Origin of the sequence: Alteromonas sp. S015 (genome assembly GCF_036864485.1) — a bacterium.
Classification (GTDB): Bacteria; Pseudomonadota; Gammaproteobacteria; order Enterobacterales; family Alteromonadaceae; genus Alteromonas.
Genome location: NZ_JAZETO010000006.1, coordinates 276,303 through 296,741 on the forward strand (window position 1 = coordinate 276,303; position 20,439 = coordinate 296,741).

General features: G+C 45.5%; 15 protein-coding genes. 1 reads left to right on the plus strand and 14 read right to left on the minus strand.

What is annotated here, in order from left to right; genetic code table 11:
- Nucleotides 1-67: 67 nt before the first annotated feature.
- The 4 genes from V7R42_RS13345 to lrp form a co-directional block, all read right to left on the minus strand.
- Complete coding sequence (locus V7R42_RS13345; protein ID WP_334020762.1) at nucleotides 68-1,375, minus strand: replication-associated recombination protein A; 1,308 nt, start codon at nucleotides 1,373-1,375, stop codon at nucleotides 68-70.
- Entirely contained in the window at nucleotides 1,362-2,174 is an 813-nt protein-coding gene (lolA, locus tag V7R42_RS13350) for an outer membrane lipoprotein chaperone LolA (protein WP_334020763.1), read from the minus strand. Before lolA ends, V7R42_RS13345 begins: the two co-directional genes overlap by 14 nt.
- A gap of 16 nt (nucleotides 2,175-2,190) precedes the next feature.
- Nucleotides 2,191-4,986, minus strand: a complete 2,796-nt coding sequence (locus tag V7R42_RS13355; protein WP_334020764.1) for a DNA translocase FtsK — start codon at nucleotides 4,984-4,986, stop codon at nucleotides 2,191-2,193.
- Nucleotides 4,987-5,272: 286 nt separating this feature from the next.
- A complete protein-coding gene (lrp, locus tag V7R42_RS13360; protein WP_334020765.1) occupies nucleotides 5,273-5,758 on the minus strand; it encodes a leucine-responsive transcriptional regulator Lrp in 486 nt (161 codons plus the stop codon).
- Nucleotides 5,759-5,943: 185 nt separating this feature from the next.
- Here lrp and ald point away from each other — a divergent pair, with 185 nt between their 5' ends.
- Nucleotides 5,944-7,077 carry an alanine dehydrogenase gene (gene ald, locus V7R42_RS13365; protein ID WP_334020766.1) on the plus strand — a complete coding sequence of 378 codons (1,134 nt, stop codon included), beginning with the start codon at nucleotides 5,944-5,946 and terminating at the stop codon, nucleotides 7,075-7,077.
- 178 nt (nucleotides 7,078-7,255) lie between these two features.
- Here the strand turns inward: ald and pyrF are convergent, their stop codons facing one another.
- The 10 genes from pyrF to gyrA all read right to left on the minus strand — a co-directional run bounded on the left by pyrF (nucleotide 7,256) and on the right by gyrA (nucleotide 20,435).
- The gene (gene pyrF, locus V7R42_RS13370; protein WP_334020767.1) at nucleotides 7,256-7,954 is read right to left on the minus strand and encodes an orotidine-5'-phosphate decarboxylase; all 699 of its coding nucleotides are present in this window, start codon (nucleotides 7,952-7,954) and stop codon (nucleotides 7,256-7,258) included.
- A 6-nt stretch (nucleotides 7,955-7,960) separates the two neighbouring features.
- A complete protein-coding gene (lapB, locus tag V7R42_RS13375; RefSeq protein WP_334020768.1) occupies nucleotides 7,961-9,130 on the minus strand; it encodes a lipopolysaccharide assembly protein LapB in 1,170 nt (389 codons plus the stop codon).
- Nucleotides 9,130-9,387 carry a LapA family protein gene (locus tag V7R42_RS13380; protein WP_334020821.1) on the minus strand — a complete coding sequence of 86 codons (258 nt, stop codon included), beginning with the start codon at nucleotides 9,385-9,387 and terminating at the stop codon, nucleotides 9,130-9,132. Before V7R42_RS13380 ends, lapB begins: the two co-directional genes overlap by 1 nt.
- Before the next feature lie 266 nt (nucleotides 9,388-9,653).
- The gene (locus V7R42_RS13385) at nucleotides 9,654-11,996 is read right to left on the minus strand and encodes a PilZ domain-containing protein (protein ID WP_334020769.1); all 2,343 of its coding nucleotides are present in this window, start codon (nucleotides 11,994-11,996) and stop codon (nucleotides 9,654-9,656) included.
- 203 nt (nucleotides 11,997-12,199) lie between these two features.
- Nucleotides 12,200-12,487, minus strand: a complete 288-nt coding sequence (gene ihfB, locus V7R42_RS13390) for an integration host factor subunit beta (RefSeq protein WP_014949641.1) — start codon at nucleotides 12,485-12,487, stop codon at nucleotides 12,200-12,202.
- Between the two features lie 76 nt (nucleotides 12,488-12,563).
- A complete protein-coding gene (rpsA, locus tag V7R42_RS13395; protein ID WP_334020770.1) occupies nucleotides 12,564-14,234 on the minus strand; it encodes a 30S ribosomal protein S1 in 1,671 nt (556 codons plus the stop codon).
- Nucleotides 14,235-14,352: 118 nt separating this feature from the next.
- Entirely contained in the window at nucleotides 14,353-15,024 is a 672-nt protein-coding gene (cmk, locus tag V7R42_RS13400; RefSeq protein ID WP_334020771.1) for a (d)CMP kinase, read from the minus strand.
- Nucleotides 15,025-15,205: 181 nt separating this feature from the next.
- Nucleotides 15,206-16,489 carry a 3-phosphoshikimate 1-carboxyvinyltransferase gene (gene aroA, locus V7R42_RS13405; protein WP_334020822.1) on the minus strand — a complete coding sequence of 428 codons (1,284 nt, stop codon included), beginning with the start codon at nucleotides 16,487-16,489 and terminating at the stop codon, nucleotides 15,206-15,208.
- Nucleotide 16,490: 1 nt separating this feature from the next.
- Nucleotides 16,491-17,576: a 3-phosphoserine/phosphohydroxythreonine transaminase gene (gene serC / locus V7R42_RS13410; protein ID WP_334020772.1), complete on the minus strand. Its 1,086-nt coding sequence runs from the start codon at nucleotides 17,574-17,576 to the stop codon at nucleotides 16,491-16,493.
- 144 nt (nucleotides 17,577-17,720) lie between these two features.
- A complete protein-coding gene (gene gyrA, locus V7R42_RS13415) occupies nucleotides 17,721-20,435 on the minus strand; it encodes a DNA topoisomerase (ATP-hydrolyzing) subunit A (protein WP_334020773.1) in 2,715 nt (904 codons plus the stop codon).
- Nucleotides 20,436-20,439: the final 4 nt, after the last annotated feature.

Below are 20,439 nucleotides of genomic sequence, written 5' to 3' on the forward strand. Positions count from 1 at the left end.
CCCTAACGCGTTCTTTTTATAAACTGTTTCATGTTCCTCAATTTAGATGAGGTGCACGTTTTCAACTTTACCTCTTATTGTTGCTTCTCGCATTAAGTGAATCGAGAAATTCGCGCTTGGCTTTTAATGCTTTTTCTAAACCACGCTCATTGGGATTGTACAAGCGAGTTCCGGTCAGGATTTCTGGAAGGTAAGACTCTCCAGCTGCAAATGCATTAGGTTCGTTGTGCGCATAACGGTAGCCGTCGCCATGACCAAGTTCTTTCATAAGCGAGGTGGGCGCATTGCGCAAATGCATAGGAACTGGCGCATCTGAAGTTTTTCGCGCCAGTGCTTTTGCTTCGTAAAATGCCATGTACACCGCATTACTTTTTGCTGCCAAGGCGCAATATACCGCAGCTTGTGCAATAGCGCGCTCGCCCTCTGCTGGGCCTACACGATGAAATGTGTCCCAGGCATTGATACAAAGCTGCATCGCTCTTGGGTCGGCATTACCAATATCCTCTGAAGCGATAGCGAGTAGCCGTCTTCCTACATATAGTGCGTCGCCCCCGCCATCTAGAATTCTTGCGTACCAGTATAGGGCTGCGTCTGGATCTGAGCCTCTTACAGATTTGTGAAACGCAGAAATAAGATCATAAAAGGTATCGCCTTTATTGTCGTAACTGGCCACTTTCTCGCCTACTGCATGCTCAACATCATTAACGGTGATATCATTAGCGCTCGTAAAGTCGGCAGCAAGCTCTAAATAAGTGAGAAGACGACGCGCGTCGCCGCCACTTAAATCGATAAGCGCATTTCTGGCTGTTTCTTCAATACCTAAAGCTCTGTCGCCAAGACCTTTTTCAGAATCACTTAGCGCTCTATCGACTAATTCAGATAACGCGTGTTGTTCGAGTGTTTTAAGCACGTATACACGGACCCGAGATAACAAAGCTTTATTTAATTCAAACGAGGGATTTTCAGTCGTTGCGCCGATAAACGTGACAACGCCCGACTCAACAAATGGAAGAAACGCGTCCTGCTGACTTTTGTTGAAACGGTGTACTTCATCAACGAACAGCAGCGTTCGTTGATTGTAACGCGCGTTTTCTTCAGCGGTATCCATGGCAGCTCTGATGTCTTTTACACCAGAGGTAACGGCTGAGATACGCAAGACTGACGCGTTCGTGTATTGCGCGATAAGCTCAGCAAGGGTGGTTTTACCTGTGCCCGGCGGCCCCCACAAGATCATAGAATGGCAGTGGCCTGCCTCTAGCATCTTACGAAGCGGTTTGCCCTCACCAAGTAAATGTTCCTGGCCACTATACTCCTCTATGCTCACTGGGCGCATGCGCGCCGCTAGCGGAGCAAACTCTTGATTAACGCTGGTCATCAATTATGAAGCTATCTGGAATATCAACTGAAAACGTATCGGCTGGCACGGGAAAGCGGGTTTCAATATTTCTGAACACTAACGTGCTGACTTGCTGTTGCGCATCGAGCATATTAAGCGAAGCCAATTCATTATCTTGATTAAACGTTAAAGTAAGCGTGGCGATTTGACCACCTTCTTCTTTTGGCGTGATTTGATAACTTTGCAATGCAGTATCGTTTTTGGCGTTGCTCGCCGAATTATCAGCGGATATCCCAGTGCTCATTTGGCTAATAGAGAACTTTGACCACGTCGCTTCATCTGTCGATGTGAGCAAAACGATAGGGTTATCCTTAATCGCATTGTCTTGAGATAGTACCGTCACCTGCTCTACAAAGGTATCCACGTTCCACACTGCTTCGCCATCGGCAACCAAAAGGGTGTCATCTGGAAACGTCGTTTCCCAGCGCAACTTATTGGGGCGGGTCATAGTAAGCGTGCCTTGGGCTTCGTGAACGACATTTTGCTGTGCATCTACTACTGTTTGCGCAAAACTTGCACGAAACTGCTTCATCTCGCTTAACAACGCCTGCAGCGACGTACTCGCAGAATCATTGATAAGCGATGAAGCTTTAAGCTGGCTGGTGTTTGCTGTTGCATTAACCTGCGCAGCGTCGTGAGCACTGACAGCCTCGTGAGCATTGTTCTTGCCAGTAGTTGATCCTGTTGTATCTAATTCTACCGCAGCGTTAGCAGCAGTCATTGCTGTACCTGCCGTTGCCAATGCACTCACAAAATAAACCGAAACTGCTTTATTCATTTATTCAATCCATTCGTTATTCTTTGTGGGGCGGCGGTGCAAGAACCTCACGGTTCCCGTTATGCCCCTGTGCACTTACGACACCACTCATTTCCATTTGTTCAACCAAGCGCGCAGCCCGGTTGTAACCAATTCTAAACTTGCGCTGCACACTTGAAACGCTAGCCCGTCGTGTTTCAGTAACAAACGCCACGGCTTCATCGTAGAAGGCATCGAATTCTTGATCCTCACCTTCAGGCTGTTCACCTGGCAGTAAAACTTCAGCCGTCGCTTCGCCATTAAGGATTTCGTCAATGTATTCCGGCTCGCCACGCTTTTGCCAGTCTGCCACTACAGCGTGCACTTCGTGATCATCTACAAATGCACCGTGCACACGGGTTGGCACAGGGCTTCCAGGAGGCAAATAAAGCATATCCCCCATACCTAGCAACGTTTCAGCACCTTGTTGGTCGAGAATGGTTCTTGAGTCTATTTTGCTGGAAACTTGGAATGCACAGCGGGTTGGAATGTTTGCTTTAATCAAACCAGTGATAACATCCACCGATGGGCGCTGTGTGGCAAGAATAAGATGTATACCAGCAGCACGGGCCTTCTGTGCGATACGTGCAATAAGCTCTTCTACTTTTTTGCCCACTATCATCATCATGTCGGCAAATTCATCGACCACCACCACGATAGCGGGAAGCTTAGCTAAGTCTGGCGCCTCTGCGTCCATACTCTCTTCATTCTTCCAAAGCGGATCTTTAATTGGCGTACCATGAGCAATAGCTTCTTCGACTTTGGCGTTGTAGCCTTTTAGGTTACGCACGCCAAGCGCGCTCATTAAGCGATAACGGCGTTCCATTTCACCTACACACCAACGGAGTGCATTGGCGGCTTCTTTCATGTCGGTCACCACTTCAGCAAGCAAGTGAGGTATACCTTCATAAACGGAAAGCTCAAGCATTTTAGGGTCAATCATGATCATACGAACGTCTTCTGGTGTGCTCTTATAGAGCAAACTTAGGATCATTACGTTCACACCCACAGATTTACCTGAACCTGTAGTACCTGCAACCAAAAGGTGAGGCATCTTGGCTAAATCGACCACAACTGGCTGGCCTGAGATGTCAGCACCCAATACCATGGTTAATGGCGATTTATTCGACTGGAAAGTATCGCAGCTAATCACTTCGCTCAAACGCACCATTTCACGTTTTTTATTGGGAAGCTCTAAGCCAATTACCGACTTACCTGGAATAACTTCCACTACACGAACCGAAATAGCTGACATAGCGCGGGCTAAGTCCTTCGACAGCCCTGAAATCTTACTCACTTTCACCCCAGGTGCTAAATCAAGCTCAAACCGAGTAATAACAGGTCCGGGGAATACACCTACGACGGTCGCCTCAATGTTGAAGTCGGCCAGTTTTTCCTCTACCAAACGAGAAATACCCTCAATCTCTTCAGGCGTAAGTGGATTTTCGTGTTTATCGGCACGTTCAAGTAAATCGAACGATGGCATAGGTGGCAGGTCAGGATCTATTTCACCACCTCTAGCCTTCACTGGTTTAGCGCCTAATGCAGCTGGCGTAAATGTCGGGTTGGCACCTTGATTCGGCCCCTGAGTTCGAACAGTTTGTGACGGTGGCGCTACTGTACTTGAACCAGTACCTTCGGTAGATAGCGTGTCATGGCTTGTAGAAGATGCTGGCTTACTTCCTGTTTCGTAGGGCAAGTCTTCGTCAAACTCTTCTAAGTCGTCAAAATTAATGTGCGGACTTTGCTGAGTTTCTTGTTTATGCTCACTTTGATTGCTTGCACCTTCTGACTGAACAGAATCATCTTGGCTCGATTTACCCAATCCCACTTTATCTTTAAAGCTACCAGTAACCGCGTTACGCATGCCCGACAATGAGAACCCCGACTTTTTACTTTCAGTTGCATTTTCATCTGCACTTGAAGTGGATTCTACTTCCTCGTTTCTGGCGCTATCACTAGCGTTACTTTGAACAGATTCACCACCATCGTAGGTATAAAACGGCGGTTCATCGTCTAAATTGCCAATTCCAAATGTGGGCTCGCTGCGCGTTGAATCATAATTTCGTACTTGTGGTTGCTTCTGTTGCTCTGTTGAGGCCAATGGCTCGGCGCGCATACTCGTAATGTCTAGTTCAGCAGTTTCACTACTTTCTTGTTCTGACGATTTGTTGTCCAAAGCTAGTCGCGGCATTTCAAACGCTAACAAAGTCTGAGGTGCTGAAAGGGTTTTACGCCCCAACCACAGCGTACCTTCCCCTAATCTGTCGATAATAGTGAGCCAGCTAATTCCTGTTAGTAAGGTAAATCCCGTACAGAAAAAGCAAAGTAACAGTAATATAGTGCCAGCTGTATTAAAGTAAGGTACTAGCGCTGAACTAATCACGTCGCCAATAAAACCGCCGGCTGAAAAGTTATAAATGTCATCGAAATTAATGCTGGCTATGCCCGTTGCGCCAAGGGCCATTAACAGCCCACCGATGATTCTCAATCCAATAGTAAGGTAATCGAACTCATCTAGCTCTTTGATGTGCTGGAATAGAAACCACCCTAGAAAGGCGGAACCGAAAGGCAATAAATACGCTAAAAACCCAAAAGTAAAAAGCAGCAGGTCAGCGACCCACGCTCCCGTTGCTCCAACCCAGTTGTGAACGTCCAGTTGTAATCCAGCTTGACTCCAACCTGGGTCTCCTGGATGAAAAGATGCTAGTGCCAGCAATAAGAAGAAGGCGAAAACACAGGCGATAATCATGCCTGCTTCCCACACTCGCTGAACCCCTGTTAATCGCGCCATAACCCTAAAAAACCTTCAATTTCCATCGCATGTATTACCGCAGATAGCTTTTTACGCTATGCGGTAACCGCAGTACTAACCGCAACAAAGAGCTTAGCGAACTCTTTGCTATTCCTACATATTTATGATTGATTTACTTTTTTTGGTAAGTTGCTGAGTGTACGCCTGAATTAATACACCCATCCCCTACCCCATGTTTGAGTGTACCGCTATTCCTTTGGTTAAACACAAACACTGTATTTTTGCACAGCCTACCACAAAACCACACTATTGAGCCACGCTTTCATTACTTCAAATTAATACGCAGCGACGATGTACTTTTTACTTCTTCCATTACAACATAAGTTCGAGATTCGCTTACGCCAGGTAGGCGCAATAAGGTGTCTCCAAGCAATTTCCTATAACTTCCCATGTCTGCGACTCGTGCTTTAAGAAGAAAGTCGAAATCACCCGACACTAAGTGGCATTCTTGAATATCGTCATGCAATTTTACGGCAGCAGAAAATTCTGCAAAGATGTCTACCGACGTTTTCGTCAATGTAATCTCTACGAAAACAAGCATAGCGGCGCCAAGTTTCTCTGGATCAACAACCGCGTGGTACCCTTTAATATAGCCTTGCGCCTCCAGTCTCTTCACTCTTTCAAGACAAGGACTGGGGCTTAACCCCACTTCTTTAGCGAGTTCGACGTTAGATATACGCCCGTTTTTCTGTAACTGTATCAGGATATTCCTGTCTATTCGGTCTAGGTGTTTTGGCGTCTTTACCAGCATATAAAATATCTTAAAAGTCATTTTTAGGAGAATTATATGCCACAAATATCTTTTCTTCAGCAGATAGTTCGTTTTTTTATCACGTATACTCCGCAACTATGTTCACTGGCTTTATGGCCGAACACTTTCAATCAAAAGTTCAACCAGAGCCACTTAGAAGCTCACTGTAAAATTGAGGACTATACATGTTAGTTGGTGTACCAAAAGAAATTAAAAACCATGAATATCGTGTTGGCTTAACGCCAGCAGCAGTAAAAGAGTTTGTTAGTCACGGTCACAGTGTGCTGGTTGAAACTAACGCCGGTGATGCGATTGGTTTTACTGACCACATGTATGTTGAAGCAGGCGCAACCATTGCGTCAACGGCTGAACAGGTGTTTGCTGAAGCAGAAATGATCGTAAAAGTAAAAGAGCCTCAGCCTAACGAGTGTAAAATGCTCCGTAAGGGTCAGACGCTGTACACCTACCTTCATTTAGCCCCCGATCCAACACAAACAAAGCTGCTTGTTGAGTCAGGAGCTACTTGTATCGCGTATGAAACAGTGACTGACGACCGCGGTGGTCTTCCACTACTAGCACCTATGAGTGAAGTAGCTGGCCGTATGTCTGTTCAAGCTGGCGCGCACTACCTTGAAAAAGCACACGGTGGAAGCGGTACTCTGCTGGGCGGCGTACCAGGCGTAGCGCCAGGTAAAGTATTAATTATCGGTGGTGGTGTGGTTGGAACTAACGCTGCTAAGATGGCACTGGGCCTAGGTGCTGATGTTACTATTCTTGATCGCTCGCTTCCGCGTCTTCGCCAGTTAGATGATATCTTTAACGGCCAGGTGAAAACGGTTTACTCAACTGTAGATGCGATTGAGCACTACTCTTCAAAAGCTGATCTTGTTGTTGGCGCTGTACTTATTCCTGGTGCTGCTGCACCAAAGCTTCTCACTCGCGAACAAATTAAGGCAATGAAGCCTGGTTCAGTGCTTGTTGACGTTGCTATCGACCAAGGTGGCTGTTTTGAAACATCAAAAGCGACCACACACCAAGACCCAGTATATGTTATTGACGATGTGGTCCACTACTGTGTTGCAAACATGCCAGGTGGCGTTGCGCGTACTTCTACGATGGCACTTAACAATGCTACATTGCCGTTCGGCTTAGCTTTGGCAAACAAAGGCCCAGCTAAAGCACTGCTAGAAGACAGGCACTTGCTTAACGGCCTAAATGTTCACGAAGGTAAAGTAACCTACAAAGCTGTAGTTGACGCACTAGGTGAAGAATTAGGTCTAACCTATACACCAGCTGAAGTAGCGCTAAAAAGCGAATAATTTTTTGGTGCTACTTGCGGGCGGTACGCCGTTCTGTTGAATAAAAAGCTGAATAAGAAAAAAGCTCGGTATACGAAATCATATCCGAGCTTTTTTTATTTGCACAATGAAGTGCTTTTATACTGCCTCTGCTACACGAAAGGGTGTAAAAGCGCATAAAAAACGTATGCTAATAAGCCTAACCGTTTATCGATGCATTTACGGCCTTCAATACAGCAATTGGATCTTCTGCTTGAGTAATAGGTCGCCCCATAACTAAATAGCTCACACCAGCTTTCATGGCGTCTGGTGGCGTCATGACACGTTTTTGGTCGCCAGCGTCCGCTCCCACTGGGCGAATTCCTGGTGTAACTAGCAGAAATTTCTCGCTATGTTTTCCACGTAACGCACTGGCTTCCTGCGCCGAACACACAATACCGTCTAGCCCTGCTTTCTCCGTCAGTGCCGCCAAGCGCAGCACTTGTTGCTCAGGTGTCACTCCGCTAACTACATCTGCTAACTGAGATTCGTCCATACTGGTTAAAACGGTAACCGCAATTAGCTTGGTCTGAGGGTTACTGCTCGTTGCGATCGCTTCTTTCGCCGCTTGCATCATAGGTAAGCCGCCTGAGGCGTGTACGTTTACCATCCATACGCCCAGCTCTGCCGCCGCTTTACACGCTTTGGCTACCGTATTTGGGATATCGTGGAATTTGAGGTCAAGAAAAACATCAAAGCCTTTAACAATTAGCGCTTTTACGAACTCTGGCCCAAATAAGGTGAACATCTCCTTGCCCACTTTTAGCTTGCATAAGCTTGAATCTAATTTATCAACAAACGCCAATGCAGTGTTTTTATTGTCATAGTCTAATGCAACAATCACGCGTGGGTCATGCATGTTCTTTTATTCTCCGTCTAGCCCTTTGATAGGTTTTACTACACCCCACTTCTTACAACTGGGGCATAACCAATATAATTTTCGACCGGAAAAACCACAGCTGCCACAGCGATATTTAGGGCGCTGCAACATTTGCTTCTCTACCAATTCTTTAAGTAAACGTAAGCTATCGGCCGTGGTTTTATCTGAAAGCTGGTCAATATAAAGCCCCATTAGGGTTTTAAAACCGCGCATAGTCGGGCGTTTGCGAAGCTGCTCAAGTAAGTACTCTGCTGCCCGTGCCGTTTCGCCGCGCTTCATTAGCACATCGACCATGGCTAAATAGGATGTGGCACACTCTTGCCAATGTGCTTCTAAGTTCTTCTGAAAGCTTTCCCAGTCATTAGTTTCTTCAGCAATTGTTTCAAGACGTGGTACGGCTTCGCTAAACCAATTAATATCACGCTCGGCCACTTGCGTAAAATACGCATTAGCATCGGTAAAGCGTTTTTGATTAAGTGCTATATCACCTAGCATAAGCCACGGCCTAACCGCGTGTTCGTCGGCGTTTACCGCTTTTTGCAATAAGGTTAATGCTGCCCCCTGACTGTCGTTTTTCAACTCAACCGATGCTTGCTCGCAATAAAAGTGGGCTAGACGTTCGCACAAATCATCATTGTCGCCATGACACTGCACCATACGCTCGGCCAATTCTATGGCTCTTTGCCACTCTTTCGTGGTCTGGTAAATACTAAAAAGTTGCTGTTGGGCAACAAGGTAGTGTTTATCGCTGTTAAGCAGTTGAAGAAAGGCATTTTCAGCACGCTCTAGAAAGCCTGCTTGTGTGTAGTCGTGACCAAGTTCTCTTAGTGCGTTTTCCCGTTGGGCCGGCTGGAGTTCATCACGGCTGACTAAATTTTGATGAACCTTAATGGCGCGGTCTATTTCGCCTCGGTGACGGAAAAAGCTCCCCATCGCGATGTGCGTTTCCACTGTGTCGCTATTTACATTAATCATTTTGATTAGCGTATCGACCGCTTTATCAGGCTGGTCTGAAAGAAGGAAGTTAAGACCCTTGTAATAATGCTTAGACAGAATACTAGACTGTTTTCGCTGCGCTTGGCGGACACTATTTCGGCCCATTATCCAGCCGTAACCTGCCGCAACAGGCAAAAGGAGAAACAGCAGTTCGAGCATTAGTGTTCTTGTTCCAGACTCTGTATTTTAGACTGCGCAGACATAAGTTGAACGCGTAATTTTAGCCAGCTTACTAGCATTACCAAAATACCGATACCAACGCCTATTGAAAGTGTTATTGCTATTAATGTCGATAAGCGAAGATTCACCTGAGCAATTAAATAATTAACGGTTACTTGCGCTTCATTTTGTGAGCCAATAACAAACGCGATAGCGAGTAGCACCAAAATGATAAGAAACGTTAGGATCCCTTTCAACACTCAACCCTTTTTTGTTGATTTATTTACAAGAATAGCAAAATGCGAAAAGAGATTACACTAAAAGCGTGAGTGAAATGATGTTATACCAATTCGCGTAGATAATTGCCCACTTGCTAGACCTCCCCGAAGGGCGAGTTTTAAATGTCCGTACGCTTTGTCGTGTCACATTGGTGTAGAACAACTAAACCTGCGGTAACACGCCGCGATTACGAACATTTTGAGTCTCGCTGCCCTGAGTGGGTAACTATCCATGCGGACGGGGTTTAGGCAGCACCTTCGCTTGCTAAACCCTGCCGTTGAGGTTTGGCAATTAGGTTGTCTACCACTAAATCGTGGTGAAGTGCTGACATATTAGTGATAAAAATGCAGTGTGTGTACCCCGCCTGCATTGTTTCAAGCTTCTCATACATCGCTTTGTCTAGCTTTGATAGCTGGGCAAGACGCTTCTTGGTTAAAGGTGTTATTGCGCCGTGACACCGAATCGCCGTTACATCTGTGGCACTGAGATGTATTTTTTCTTCATCTAACTGAGCTTTTATTTGTGTGCGCAGTTTAGAAAACAGAAAATCACGTTCTTTGATATATACTAGGCGGTTATCGCTCTTTCTCACACAGTGCACCACTAACGCTTGTTCAGACGTTTCTTTGAACATCGCTTCTAGAATTTGAGACTTGGGCTTAGCCTGCCCTTTGTCTGCAAAAAAGCCGTGCAGTGGAATAATATTTTGAGTGCGGGAAAAAGGGTAAAGGTCGTCAGATGCATCACTTTGATATACCGTTTTGAGCCTGTCTAGTGTAAAGCGATTCATCACGCAGAGTACCGACAAAGATGGCATATGCCTTACCGCCAGTTCCCAGATATAACGATGGGTTGCGCGCTGAATACGCGCAATATCTCTTGCTTTGAAATACGCAGTATTCTCTTCAACCATATGATCGACACTTGAACTCACTTTCGTTTTACGTGTGTCTTCAGCAAGACACAACCTCGCCACGCCGGTTTCTGCTTGGTAATGCACGACCTTGTATTTCTCACCTTTAATTTTCAACTCGGGCACTGAAACGCGAATTTCTTTTTGAAGCTCACTCTTCGGTGCAATGACTAATTTCATTCCATTTGCACTCAAATCAGCAACGCGTGCATCGATAGATGTAAGCAGTCCAGTTTTAATAGAAGCAGGCTTATCAATAATATAACGTGTCTCATTACGTCTATCTAAATCATCTTCCATCACATAATCAATTCGCCACTTTTTGCCGCTTGCCCGCAAGGTCTTAGACAAGGGTTTGAAATCGCATTTTGCCGAGAGGGTCAGATTAGTAAGATAAGCAGACACATCTTTACAGTATAAGACATGTGAAACCTGTGCCAATTGTTCAAATTCCTTACTGGCAATATCGTGAATAGCAAACGCTTTTTGTTTATCTTCGCGTGTAACGGTATCCATTCGACAATGAGTACAAATGAAGTCGCCGCTTTTTACGAGAAGATAGACCAACGCATTAAGTTGTTTAAGTGCTAGCATCTGCCTATGTGTCGCCGTTATCTGCACGTTGCCATTTTTGGTCTTGATGTTGCCGTGAAAAACATAGGCTTCGTTATACTTTCGCAACTCGTTAACTAACGCCGCGAATATAGGTTTATCTTGTAAACTCGCCAATAACTTTTCAGTGTCATTGTGCTCAGCATTCGCTTTAGTGAAAAGCGCAATAAACGGTTTAAGCGATTTCTTGTCTGGCGCGAGAAACACGGGTAACCACGGGCTATTTTCAAGAATGCGGTCGCGCTCAAGCTCTTGCATAGCACGTTCAATTTCTAAATCGCGCTGCAATGGTTGCTTATAAGCGGTAATCGACACATAGCGCGTTAGAGCTGTAAGGAAACCTTTGTCCACATCGTCTGGAAATACAAAGGTTGTCTCATATTTCCCTAAGTGCTTGTTATATTTCACGGACTCTAGTTCAAGCGCTATTGCAGTAGGTTCTTTAGTGAATCCTTGCACTTCGGGAATAGTGAACGTAATGATGTCTCCAGTGGATGCATTCGGTGGCCTTTTGGTTTCAAGCGCAATACCTTTATGTGAAATCGAACTGATTGAGCAATGACGGCCTTTCTCAAACTCTGGAGAAGAAATAGTAAAGTTGGGACGAATAGCGATGTCATCGCCGAAATCTATATCGGTAAACGATTGGCTTTCAACATTGAAAGCGTCGACAATTTTTTTGAACTGTTCCTTTTTTATTTGATTCTGATAAAAGTCTGAGTTCATTACCGACTCAAACACGCCTACAGTGTACCTGTCTTGATAAAGTGATGTTTCGTTTTTGAGTATTTGCGCGCCAACTTTATCAAGGCGCATTTGAACACCGAAGTGCTTAAACTTCATGACGGGGAATTGCGCGAAGGCGGAGTTATCAGCAGGGGCATCCGTTAACGATGTTAGTCGAACAACCTCTTCTTTTACTACTTTTCGAACACTACTAGGTAGACGCTTCGAAAACTTGTTGATTCCTTCTAACAGCTTGTTTTGTTGTTCATAAGGAATTAACGCGCGAATGAGCGGCTGGTATTGTTTTATTATTGCTTTATCGTCGCCAGCTGACATTACTTTTATGAATACCGTTTATTATAATCTAAACAATATATATCTCTATTCGAGTTGGGGTCAATAGGGATTAAGAATTAACCCATAGTGTATCGACGATCGCGAGCACCTAAGTGTGGCGAATGTGTATAGACGACTGATTATTGCGAAAATAATAATACAGCAGGCACAAAAAAGCCGCTTTCCAGCGGCTTTTAAATGTATTATGCGATTGAGGCATCTACCCTTTCGCGAAGCTCTTTACCAGGCTTAAAGTGCGGCACATATTTACCGTCTAGTTTCACCGTCTCGCCCGTTTTTGGGTTTCTACCCACGCGTGGGGCGCGGTAGTGAAGAGAGAAACTACCAAAACCTCTAATTTCAATACGCTCACCCTTTTGAAGCGTTTGCGCCATTTGTTCTAGAAGTTCTTTTATCGCCAGTTCGAGTTCTTTCGCTGGAATATGACGCGCTTGATCCGCGAGCCGTTCAATTAATTCAGACTTGGTCATGCTTAACCTCATTGTCACTATTATTGTTTAAACAGCTAGCGCGAATTGGGTGTGCAAATGCACACCCACAAAAGCATTATTCGCCTTTAGCAGCTTTAAATGCTTCTGCCATCGCGTTAGCAAAACCAACATCTTCTTGCTGGTTAACTTTGTCGATAGCTTCTTTTTCGTCAGCCTGATCTTTCGCTTTAACAGATAGGTTAACAGTGCGGTTCTTACGGTCAACGCCCATAAACTTCGCTTCAATGCTATCACCAACGCTTGCTACTTCTGTTGCGTCTTCAACACGCTCTACAGCAAGGTCTGCAACGCGGATGTAGCCATCAACTTCTTCAGCTAGATTTACAGTAACGCCTTTCGCATCAACTGCTGTTACTGTACCAGTAACGATAGCACCTTTCTTGTTATCTGTCAGATACTTGTTGAAAGGATCTTCTTCGATTTGCTTAACGCCAAGAGAGATACGCTCACGCTCTGGGTCGACTTGTAGTACAACTGCAGAGATTTCGTCGCCTTTCTTATAGTCGCGAACTGCGTCTTCACCAGACTTATTCCAGCTGATGTCAGAAAGGTGAACAAGACCGTCGATACCGCCGTCAAGACCGATGAAGATACCAAAGTCAGTGATTGACTTGATCTTACCAGACACTTTGTCACCTTTTTCGTGTGACTCAGCAAACGTTTCCCAAGGGTTAGCAATACACTGCTTAAGGCCTAGAGAAATACGACGACGCTCTTCGTCAATTTCAAGAACCATTACATCTACAGTGTCACCTAGGTTAACAACTTTAGATGGGTGGATGTTCTTGTTAGTCCAGTCCATTTCAGATACGTGTACAAGACCTTCAACGCCGTCTTCAATCTCAACGAAACAGCCGTAGTCAGTAAGGTTAGTAACCTGACCATTGATCTTAGTACCTTCTGGGTAACGAGACGCAATTTCTTGCCATGGATCGTTGCCCATTTGCTTCATACCAAGAGAAACACGTTGCTTATCTTTGTCGAACTTAAGTACTTTAACGTTGATTTCGTCACCAACATTCACGATTTCACTTGGGTGCTTAACGCGCTTCCAAGCCATATCAGTGATGTGAAGAAGACCGTCTACGCCACCAAGGTCAACGAACGCACCGTAATCGGTAAGGTTCTTAACGATACCCTTGATTTCATGACCTTCTTCAAGGTTAGCAAGAAGCGTTTCGCGCTCTGCGCTGCTTTCTGCTTCGATAACTGCACGACGAGAAACAACAACGTTGTTACGCTTAGCGTCTAGCTTGATAACTTTAAACTCAAGCTCTTTGCCTTCAAGGTGCGTAGTGTCACGTACTGGACGTACGTCAACAAGAGAACCAGGAAGGAACGCGCGTACACTGTTAACTTCAACAGTGAAACCGCCTTTAACTTTACCGTTGATAACGCCTTTAATTGTAGCTTTATCTTCGTAAGCTTTTTCCAGCTCAACCCACGCTTCGTGACGCTTCGCTTTTTCGCGAGAAAGGATAGTTTCACCGAAACCATCTTCAACTGCATCTAGTGCTACGTCTACTTGGTCACCGATAGCGATTTCTAGTTCGCCTTCAGCGTTTTTGAATTGGTCAGCTGGGATAGCACTTTCTGATTTCAAGCCTGCATCAACAAGAACGATGTCTTTGTCGATAGAAACAACAGTACCTTTTACAATTGAACCTGGACGTGTTTCTAGTTCTTGTAAGCTTTCTTCAAAAAGTTGTGCAAAATTTTCAGTCATAAGTCTCAAATAACTTTTAAGTTGATATCCACGCTTCTTATCCTGATAACGCGGGGTTATTAAAATTAGTCGCCACTTCCTGTAGCAACACTGCTTTGGATGCGATCAGCTCTCGTCATTAAAGGCGTGAGGAAATAATATCCATCGCTTTTTCAAAGACTTGGTCAATATCCAAGTCCGTTGAATCTATAATTACTGCATCTTGTGCCGGTACTAAAGGAGCCACTGCACGTTGCGTATCGCGCTCGTCTCTCGCCTTAATATCGGTTAAAAGGCGCGCAATATTAACATCCATGCCCTTTGCTTTCAACTGGCTATAGCGGCGTTCTGCACGGGCTTCTGCGCTCGCTGTAAGGAAGATCTTTACAGGCGCATCGGGAAATACCACTGTACCCATGTCACGACCATCAGCGACAAGACCTGGATCTTGTTGAAAAGCGCGCTGTCTGCGTAGTAGTGCTTCGCGAACGCGGGGTAATGCCGCAATTTTTGACGCCACTGCGCCAACTTCTTCAGTACGAATATCGTCAGTGACGTCTTCGCCTTCTAAAATAATGCGAATGTTTTCGCCGTTCGTCTCGAAACTAACATCAAGACCGGTTGCTAGAGGAACAACACATTCTTCATCATCACACGGAAGGTCGTGGTGTAGTGCAGCAACGGCTAATACGCGGTAAATTGCGCCGCTATCTAGAAAGTGCCACCCTAATTTCTTTGCCAGCAAGCTACTCAATGTACCTTTACCAGCACCACTAGGACCGTCAACCGTGACTACGGGTGTGGAATGCATACCTGCTCCATCATTTAAATTACTAAAAATCGCGCGCAATTATACGCTTTAGTGAGAGATAAGCAATGCCGCCTCGAAGTGGCGGCATTGGACATTAGGATATCTCTGATTTGGATCAATGGCTCAACAGAGGTGATAGCCCCATTGCCTACCAGGTTTTTTAAGGAACATTTACCGATGCTTACGCGCTATACAGCGTTTTAAAACGGGTAAAGTAGTCTGGGAAGGTTTTACGTGTACAACCCGGGTCATTTATTGTTACTGGCGTATCACTTAATGCAACAAGCGAGAAGCACATGGCAATTCGGTGGTCGTTATACGTGTCTATCTCAGCGTGTTTCAATGAATCAATTGGCCACACTTTTATGTAGTCATGCCCCTCTTCCACTTTCGCGCCCAACTTTTGAAGCTCAGTCGCCATTGCCGCAAGTCTGTCAGTTTCTTTCACGCGCCAGTTATAGATATTGGTCATGGTTGTTGGACCTTCAGCGAACAATGCCGTAGTCGCGATGGTCATCGCTGCATCTGGAATATGGTTCATATCCATGTTCACGCCTTTAAGCGGAGCACCAGTTACTTCAACATACTCATCGTTCCACACGATTTTTGCGCCCATGGCTTCAAGCACATCAGCAAAGCGAATGTCACCTTGGATACTGTTTTGGCCAATTCCGGTTACGCGTACCGTCCCGCCTTTAATGGCACCGGCTGCAAGGAAGTAAGATGCAGACGATGCATCGCCTTCTACCATAAATTTACCTGGCGCAACGTACTTAGCGTTGCCAGAAACCGTAAACGTCTGGTAGTTGTCATTCTCAACAGTAACACCAAATTTAGCCATGGTGTCTAGCGTGATATCGATATAAGGCTTAGAGACTAATTCGCCTTTGATACGAATAGTCACATCTCCTGAAAACAGGGGTGCTGCCATTAAGAGCGCCGTTAGAAATTGGCTAGACACGCTGCCATCAACCGACATTTCGCCACCGTTTAACGTCTTGCCTTTAATTTGAAGCGGAGGGTAGCCTTCATTTTTAAGGTAAGACACGTCAGCATCTGCTTCGCGTAGCGCATCAACTAAATCGCCAATTGGGCGCTCTTCCATACGCGGCTCACCAGTAAGTACGGTATCAACGTTACTTGCAGCAAGTGCTGCACATAAAGGTCGCATAGCAGTACCGGCATTGCCCAGGAAAAGCTCAAGTGGTTCAGCTACGTTAAAGGCCCCACCGTTACCTTGAACAACACATTGAGTTTTGTCGTCGCTTAAGCGATAGCTAACACCTAACTTCGTAAGTGCATTAAGCATATGCTCGATATCTTCGCTATCGAGCAAGTTGGTTAATTCAGTTTCACCTTCAGCCAACGCGGCAAGCAATAGTGCGCGATTAGACAGGCTTTTTGAGCCAGGTACATTGACCTCTCCCGATACTTTTGCAATCGGATCTAATGTTAACTGCTCCATTTTATCCATTCACTCTTTCAAATTCGCGCATAAATTCAACTAGCGCAACAATGCCCTCTACCGGCATTGCATTATAAATACTGGCACGCATGCCCCCTACCGAACGATGCCCTTTAAGAGCAAGTAACCCTGCTTCTTGTGACTGTTTAAGGAACAATCCGTCAAGTTCAGCATTGGCTAAATGAAACGGCACGTTCATTTTTGAACGGTTGTCAGGGTGAACTTTACTTGAATAAAAGTCAGAACTGTCGATAGCTGAATACAATAACGCCGCCTTTTCAGCATTGCGTTTAGCCATAGCATCAACGCCGCCCATGTCTTTAAGCCACTCAAATACAAGCCCTGCCAGGTACCATGAGAACGTTGGCGGTGTGTTGTACATAGAATCAGATTTTGCCGCTAAGGCATAATCGAAGATAGAGGGCGTTTCTTTACGTGCTTTGCCAACTAGGTCTTCGCGAACGATAACCACAGACAAACCGCTTGGGCCTATATTCTTTTGTGCGCCGGCGTAAATAACACCGTGTTTAGCCACGTCTAGCGGTTGTGACAATATTGTCGAGGACATATCAGAAACCAGCGGAACCTTTCCTGACTCAGGTAACCAATCGTAAGCAATACCGTCTACCGTTTCGTTCGGGCAAAAATGGTAATAGGCCGCAGACTGATCGATATCACTCAGAGCAGGCTTAGCGATATAGTGAAGCCCGTCCTTTTCTGTAACGTCGCCCACTACTACCGCGTTATTGTATTTATTCGCTTCACTCACCGCACCTTTTGACCAAGAGCCGCTCACTAAATGAAGGCTGGTATCACCGGCGGATGACAAATTAAGGGGAACAGCAGCAAATTGACCGCGTCCACCACCGTGTGTGAAAAGCACATGGTAGTTAGATGGCACCGATAGCAAGTCACGCAAATCCTGCTCTGCTTTTGCCGCTATTTCAATGAAGTCTTTACCACGATGGCTAACTTCCATGACAGAACAGCCTAAATTGCGCCAATTTGTAAATTCTGATTGTGCCTTTTCCATCACTTCTTTGGGAAGCATGGCCGGCCCAGCACTAAAGTTAAAAACCTCTTTCATTGCGTATTTCAACACCTGTAGATAATTACCGTTCAACCCGCTTTATCATAATCTTTTTACGGGTCCATTAGGTAAACAAGCGGCAAAAGCCGCTTGTTTGAAAGAACACTGATAATGCGCATGACCTAAGCCTGCGCGCTATCCCTACTCTTCTGTCGTTGAGCCGTCACCGTCTTCTGCGGTGTTCTCTTGCTCTTGAACAGCAGTTTCTGCTTGTTCTGGCGCATCGTCTGTAATGATTAGGTTACCGTCTTCGTCGAATTCTTGTAACTCTTCCACTTCTTCAATACGCTGTAACCCTACAACGTGCTCACCTTCTACTGTACGTATCAAGCGAACGCCCTGTGTGTTACGACCTACTACTGACACTTCGCCTACACGGGTACGAACCAGTGTACCTTGGTCACTAATAAGCATAATTTCATTGGTTTCGTCTACTTGAACCGCGCCAACCACTTTACCGTTACGCTCAGACACCTTTATAGACACAACACCTTGTGTCGCACGGCTCTTCGCTGGGTAATCTTCTAACGGGGTACGCTTACCAAAACCATTCTCTGTAGCTGTCAAGATCGGACCATCGCCTTTCGGAACAATAAGTGATACCACTTTTTGACCGTCTTGAAGACGAATACCGCGAACACCTGTGGCCGTTCTTCCCATAGGACGAAGTGCCAGAAGCTCTTCACCGGTTTCAGGGTCGCGCTTCACTTCACCAGTTTCGCTGTCGCGAAGCTTCTCGTTAAAGCGAACTACTTTACCTGCATCAGAGAATAACATGATGTCGTCATCACCGTGGGTAATATCAACACCAATCAATTCATCACCTTCATTCAGGTTAACGGCGATAATACCGCTTGAACGAGGGCGAGAGTATAGGCTTAGGTCAGTCTTTTTCACTGTACCGTTTGCCGTTGCCATCAGTACAAACTTGCCTTCTTCGAATTCTTTAATAGGAAGAATAGCAGTGATACGTTCGTTTTCTTCAAGCGGTAGAATGTTAACAATTGGGCGTCCGCGCGCGTTACGGCTGGCAAACGGCAACTGATACACTTTCAACCAATATAAGCGACCACGTGTAGAGAAGCACAGTATGTGATCGTGCGTATTAGCAACAAGAAGCTTTTCGATGAAGTCTTCATCTTTCATCTTGGTTGCTGATTTACCACGGCCACCACGACGCTGCGCTTCGTAATCTGTAAGTTTTTGATATTTCACATAGCCTTCGCGAGAAAGCGTTACAACAACGTCTTCTTGCTCAATAAGATCTTCAATATCAATATCGTGACTTGCTGCCGTAATTTCAGTACGACGCTCATCACCAAATTCATCGCGAACTTTTTCAAGTTCTTCTTGAATCACTTCCATCAAACGCTCTGGGCTATTAAGGATGTGAAGAAGTTCAGCAATGATCTCTAGAAGTTGCTTATACTCTTCTAGGATTTTTTCGTGCTCAAGGCCTGTTAGCTTGTGTAAGCGAAGGTCAAGGATAGCTTGCGCTTGCTGCTCAGTAAGATAATACTTGCCGTCGCGAATACCAAACTCTGGCATTAGCCAATCAGGACGTGCAGCATCATCGCCGGCACGCTCTAACATTTGCGCTACGTCACCTAAGTCCCAGCCTTGTGCAACAAGTGACTTTTTCGCATCTGCTGGGCTTTGCGACGCTTTAATCAACTCGATAATTGGGTCGATATTGGCAAGCGCAATAGCCAAACCTTCAAGAATGTGAGCTCGGTCACGGGCTTTACGTAATTCAAAAACGGTACGACGTGTTACCACTTCACGGCGGTGAAGAATAAAGCACTCTAACGTTTCTTTAAGGTTGAATACCTTCGGCTGCCCATTGTCTAGCGCAACCATATTAATACCGAATACCGTTTGAAGCTGGGTATTCGCATATAGATGATTAAGTAGAACTTCGGCAGATTCGTTGCGTTTAACTTCGATAACAATGCGCATACCGTCTTTATCAGACTCATCACGCAGTGCAGAAACGCCTTCGATGCGTTTTTCTTTTACCAGCTCAGCAATCTTTTCAATAAGACGCGCTTTATTGACTTGGTAAGGGATTTCGTTAACAACAATGGTTTCTTTGCCGTTGCTGTCAGTTTCGATTTCCGCTTTAGCACGGAGATAAATTTTACCGCGACCTGTTCGGTAAGCATCTTCAATACCTTTACGACCACTGATCATCGCAGCCGTTGGGAAATCAGGGCCTGGAATATGGGTCATTAGATCATCAATGGTAATCGATGGATCTTGAATTAACGCAACACAACCGTTGATCACTTCGGTGAGGTTATGTGGCGGAATATTCGTCGCCATACCAACCGCGATACCCGACGAGCCATTGACAAGAAGGTTAGGCACCTTCGTTGGCAATACTTCAGGGATATGCTCTGTACCATCGTAGTTAGGGACAAAATCAACGGTTTCTTTATCTAAATCGGCGAGTAATTCGTGCGCAATTTTTGCCATGCGAACTTCGGTATAACGCATCGCAGCAGCTGAGTCGCCATCTACTGAACCAAAGTTACCTTGCCCGTCTACCAGCATATAGCGAAGTGAGAACGGTTGCGCCATACGAACAATGGTGTCGTAAACCGCAGAGTCACCGTGAGGGTGATATTTACCAATTACGTCACCCACCACACGGGCAGATTTTTTGTATGGCTTGTTAAAGTCGTTTTTCAGTTCGTTCATTGCGAACAGCACACGACGGTGCACTGGCTTCAAGCCATCTCTTACGTCAGGCAAGGCTCGCCCGACAATAACGCTCATCGCGTAATCAAGGTAGGAGTTCTTTAACTCTTCCTCAATATTAACGGGGAGGATTTCTTTAGCGTTATCAGACATAAAC

Excerpts from the sequence above, each read along its gene's own strand:
- V7R42_RS13385 (WP_334020769.1), bottom strand. The coding sequence starts at position 11,996 with ATGTCAGCTGGCGACGATAAAGCAATAATAAAACAATACCAGCCGCTC.
- rpsA (WP_334020770.1), bottom strand. The coding sequence starts at position 14,234 with ATGACTGAAAATTTTGCACAACTTTTTGAAGAAAGCTTACAAGAACTA.
- gyrA (WP_334020773.1), bottom strand. The coding sequence starts at position 20,435 with ATGTCTGATAACGCTAAAGAAATCCTCCCCGTTAATATTGAGGAAGAG.
- cmk (WP_334020771.1), bottom strand. The coding sequence starts at position 15,024 with ATGCATTCCACACCCGTAGTCACGGTTGACGGTCCTAGTGGTGCTGGT.
- pyrF (WP_334020767.1), bottom strand. The coding sequence starts at position 7,954 with ATGCATGACCCACGCGTGATTGTTGCATTAGACTATGACAATAAAAAC.
- ihfB (WP_014949641.1), bottom strand. The coding sequence starts at position 12,487 with ATGACCAAGTCTGAATTAATTGAACGGCTCGCGGATCAAGCGCGTCAT.
- lapB (WP_334020768.1), bottom strand. The coding sequence starts at position 9,130 with ATGCTCGAACTGCTGTTTCTCCTTTTGCCTGTTGCGGCAGGTTACGGC.
- lrp (WP_334020765.1), bottom strand. The coding sequence starts at position 5,758 with ATGCTGGTAAAGACGCCAAAACACCTAGACCGAATAGACAGGAATATC.
- V7R42_RS13345 (WP_334020762.1), bottom strand. The coding sequence starts at position 1,375 with ATGACCAGCGTTAATCAAGAGTTTGCTCCGCTAGCGGCGCGCATGCGC.
- aroA (WP_334020822.1), bottom strand. The coding sequence starts at position 16,489 with ATGGAGCAGTTAACATTAGATCCGATTGCAAAAGTATCGGGAGAGGTC.
- serC (WP_334020772.1), bottom strand. The coding sequence starts at position 17,576 with ATGAAAGAGGTTTTTAACTTTAGTGCTGGGCCGGCCATGCTTCCCAAA.
- V7R42_RS13355 (WP_334020764.1), bottom strand. The coding sequence starts at position 4,986 with ATGGCGCGATTAACAGGGGTTCAGCGAGTGTGGGAAGCAGGCATGATT.
- ald (WP_334020766.1), top strand. The coding sequence starts at position 5,944 with ATGTTAGTTGGTGTACCAAAAGAAATTAAAAACCATGAATATCGTGTT.
- lolA (WP_334020763.1), bottom strand. The coding sequence starts at position 2,174 with ATGAATAAAGCAGTTTCGGTTTATTTTGTGAGTGCATTGGCAACGGCA.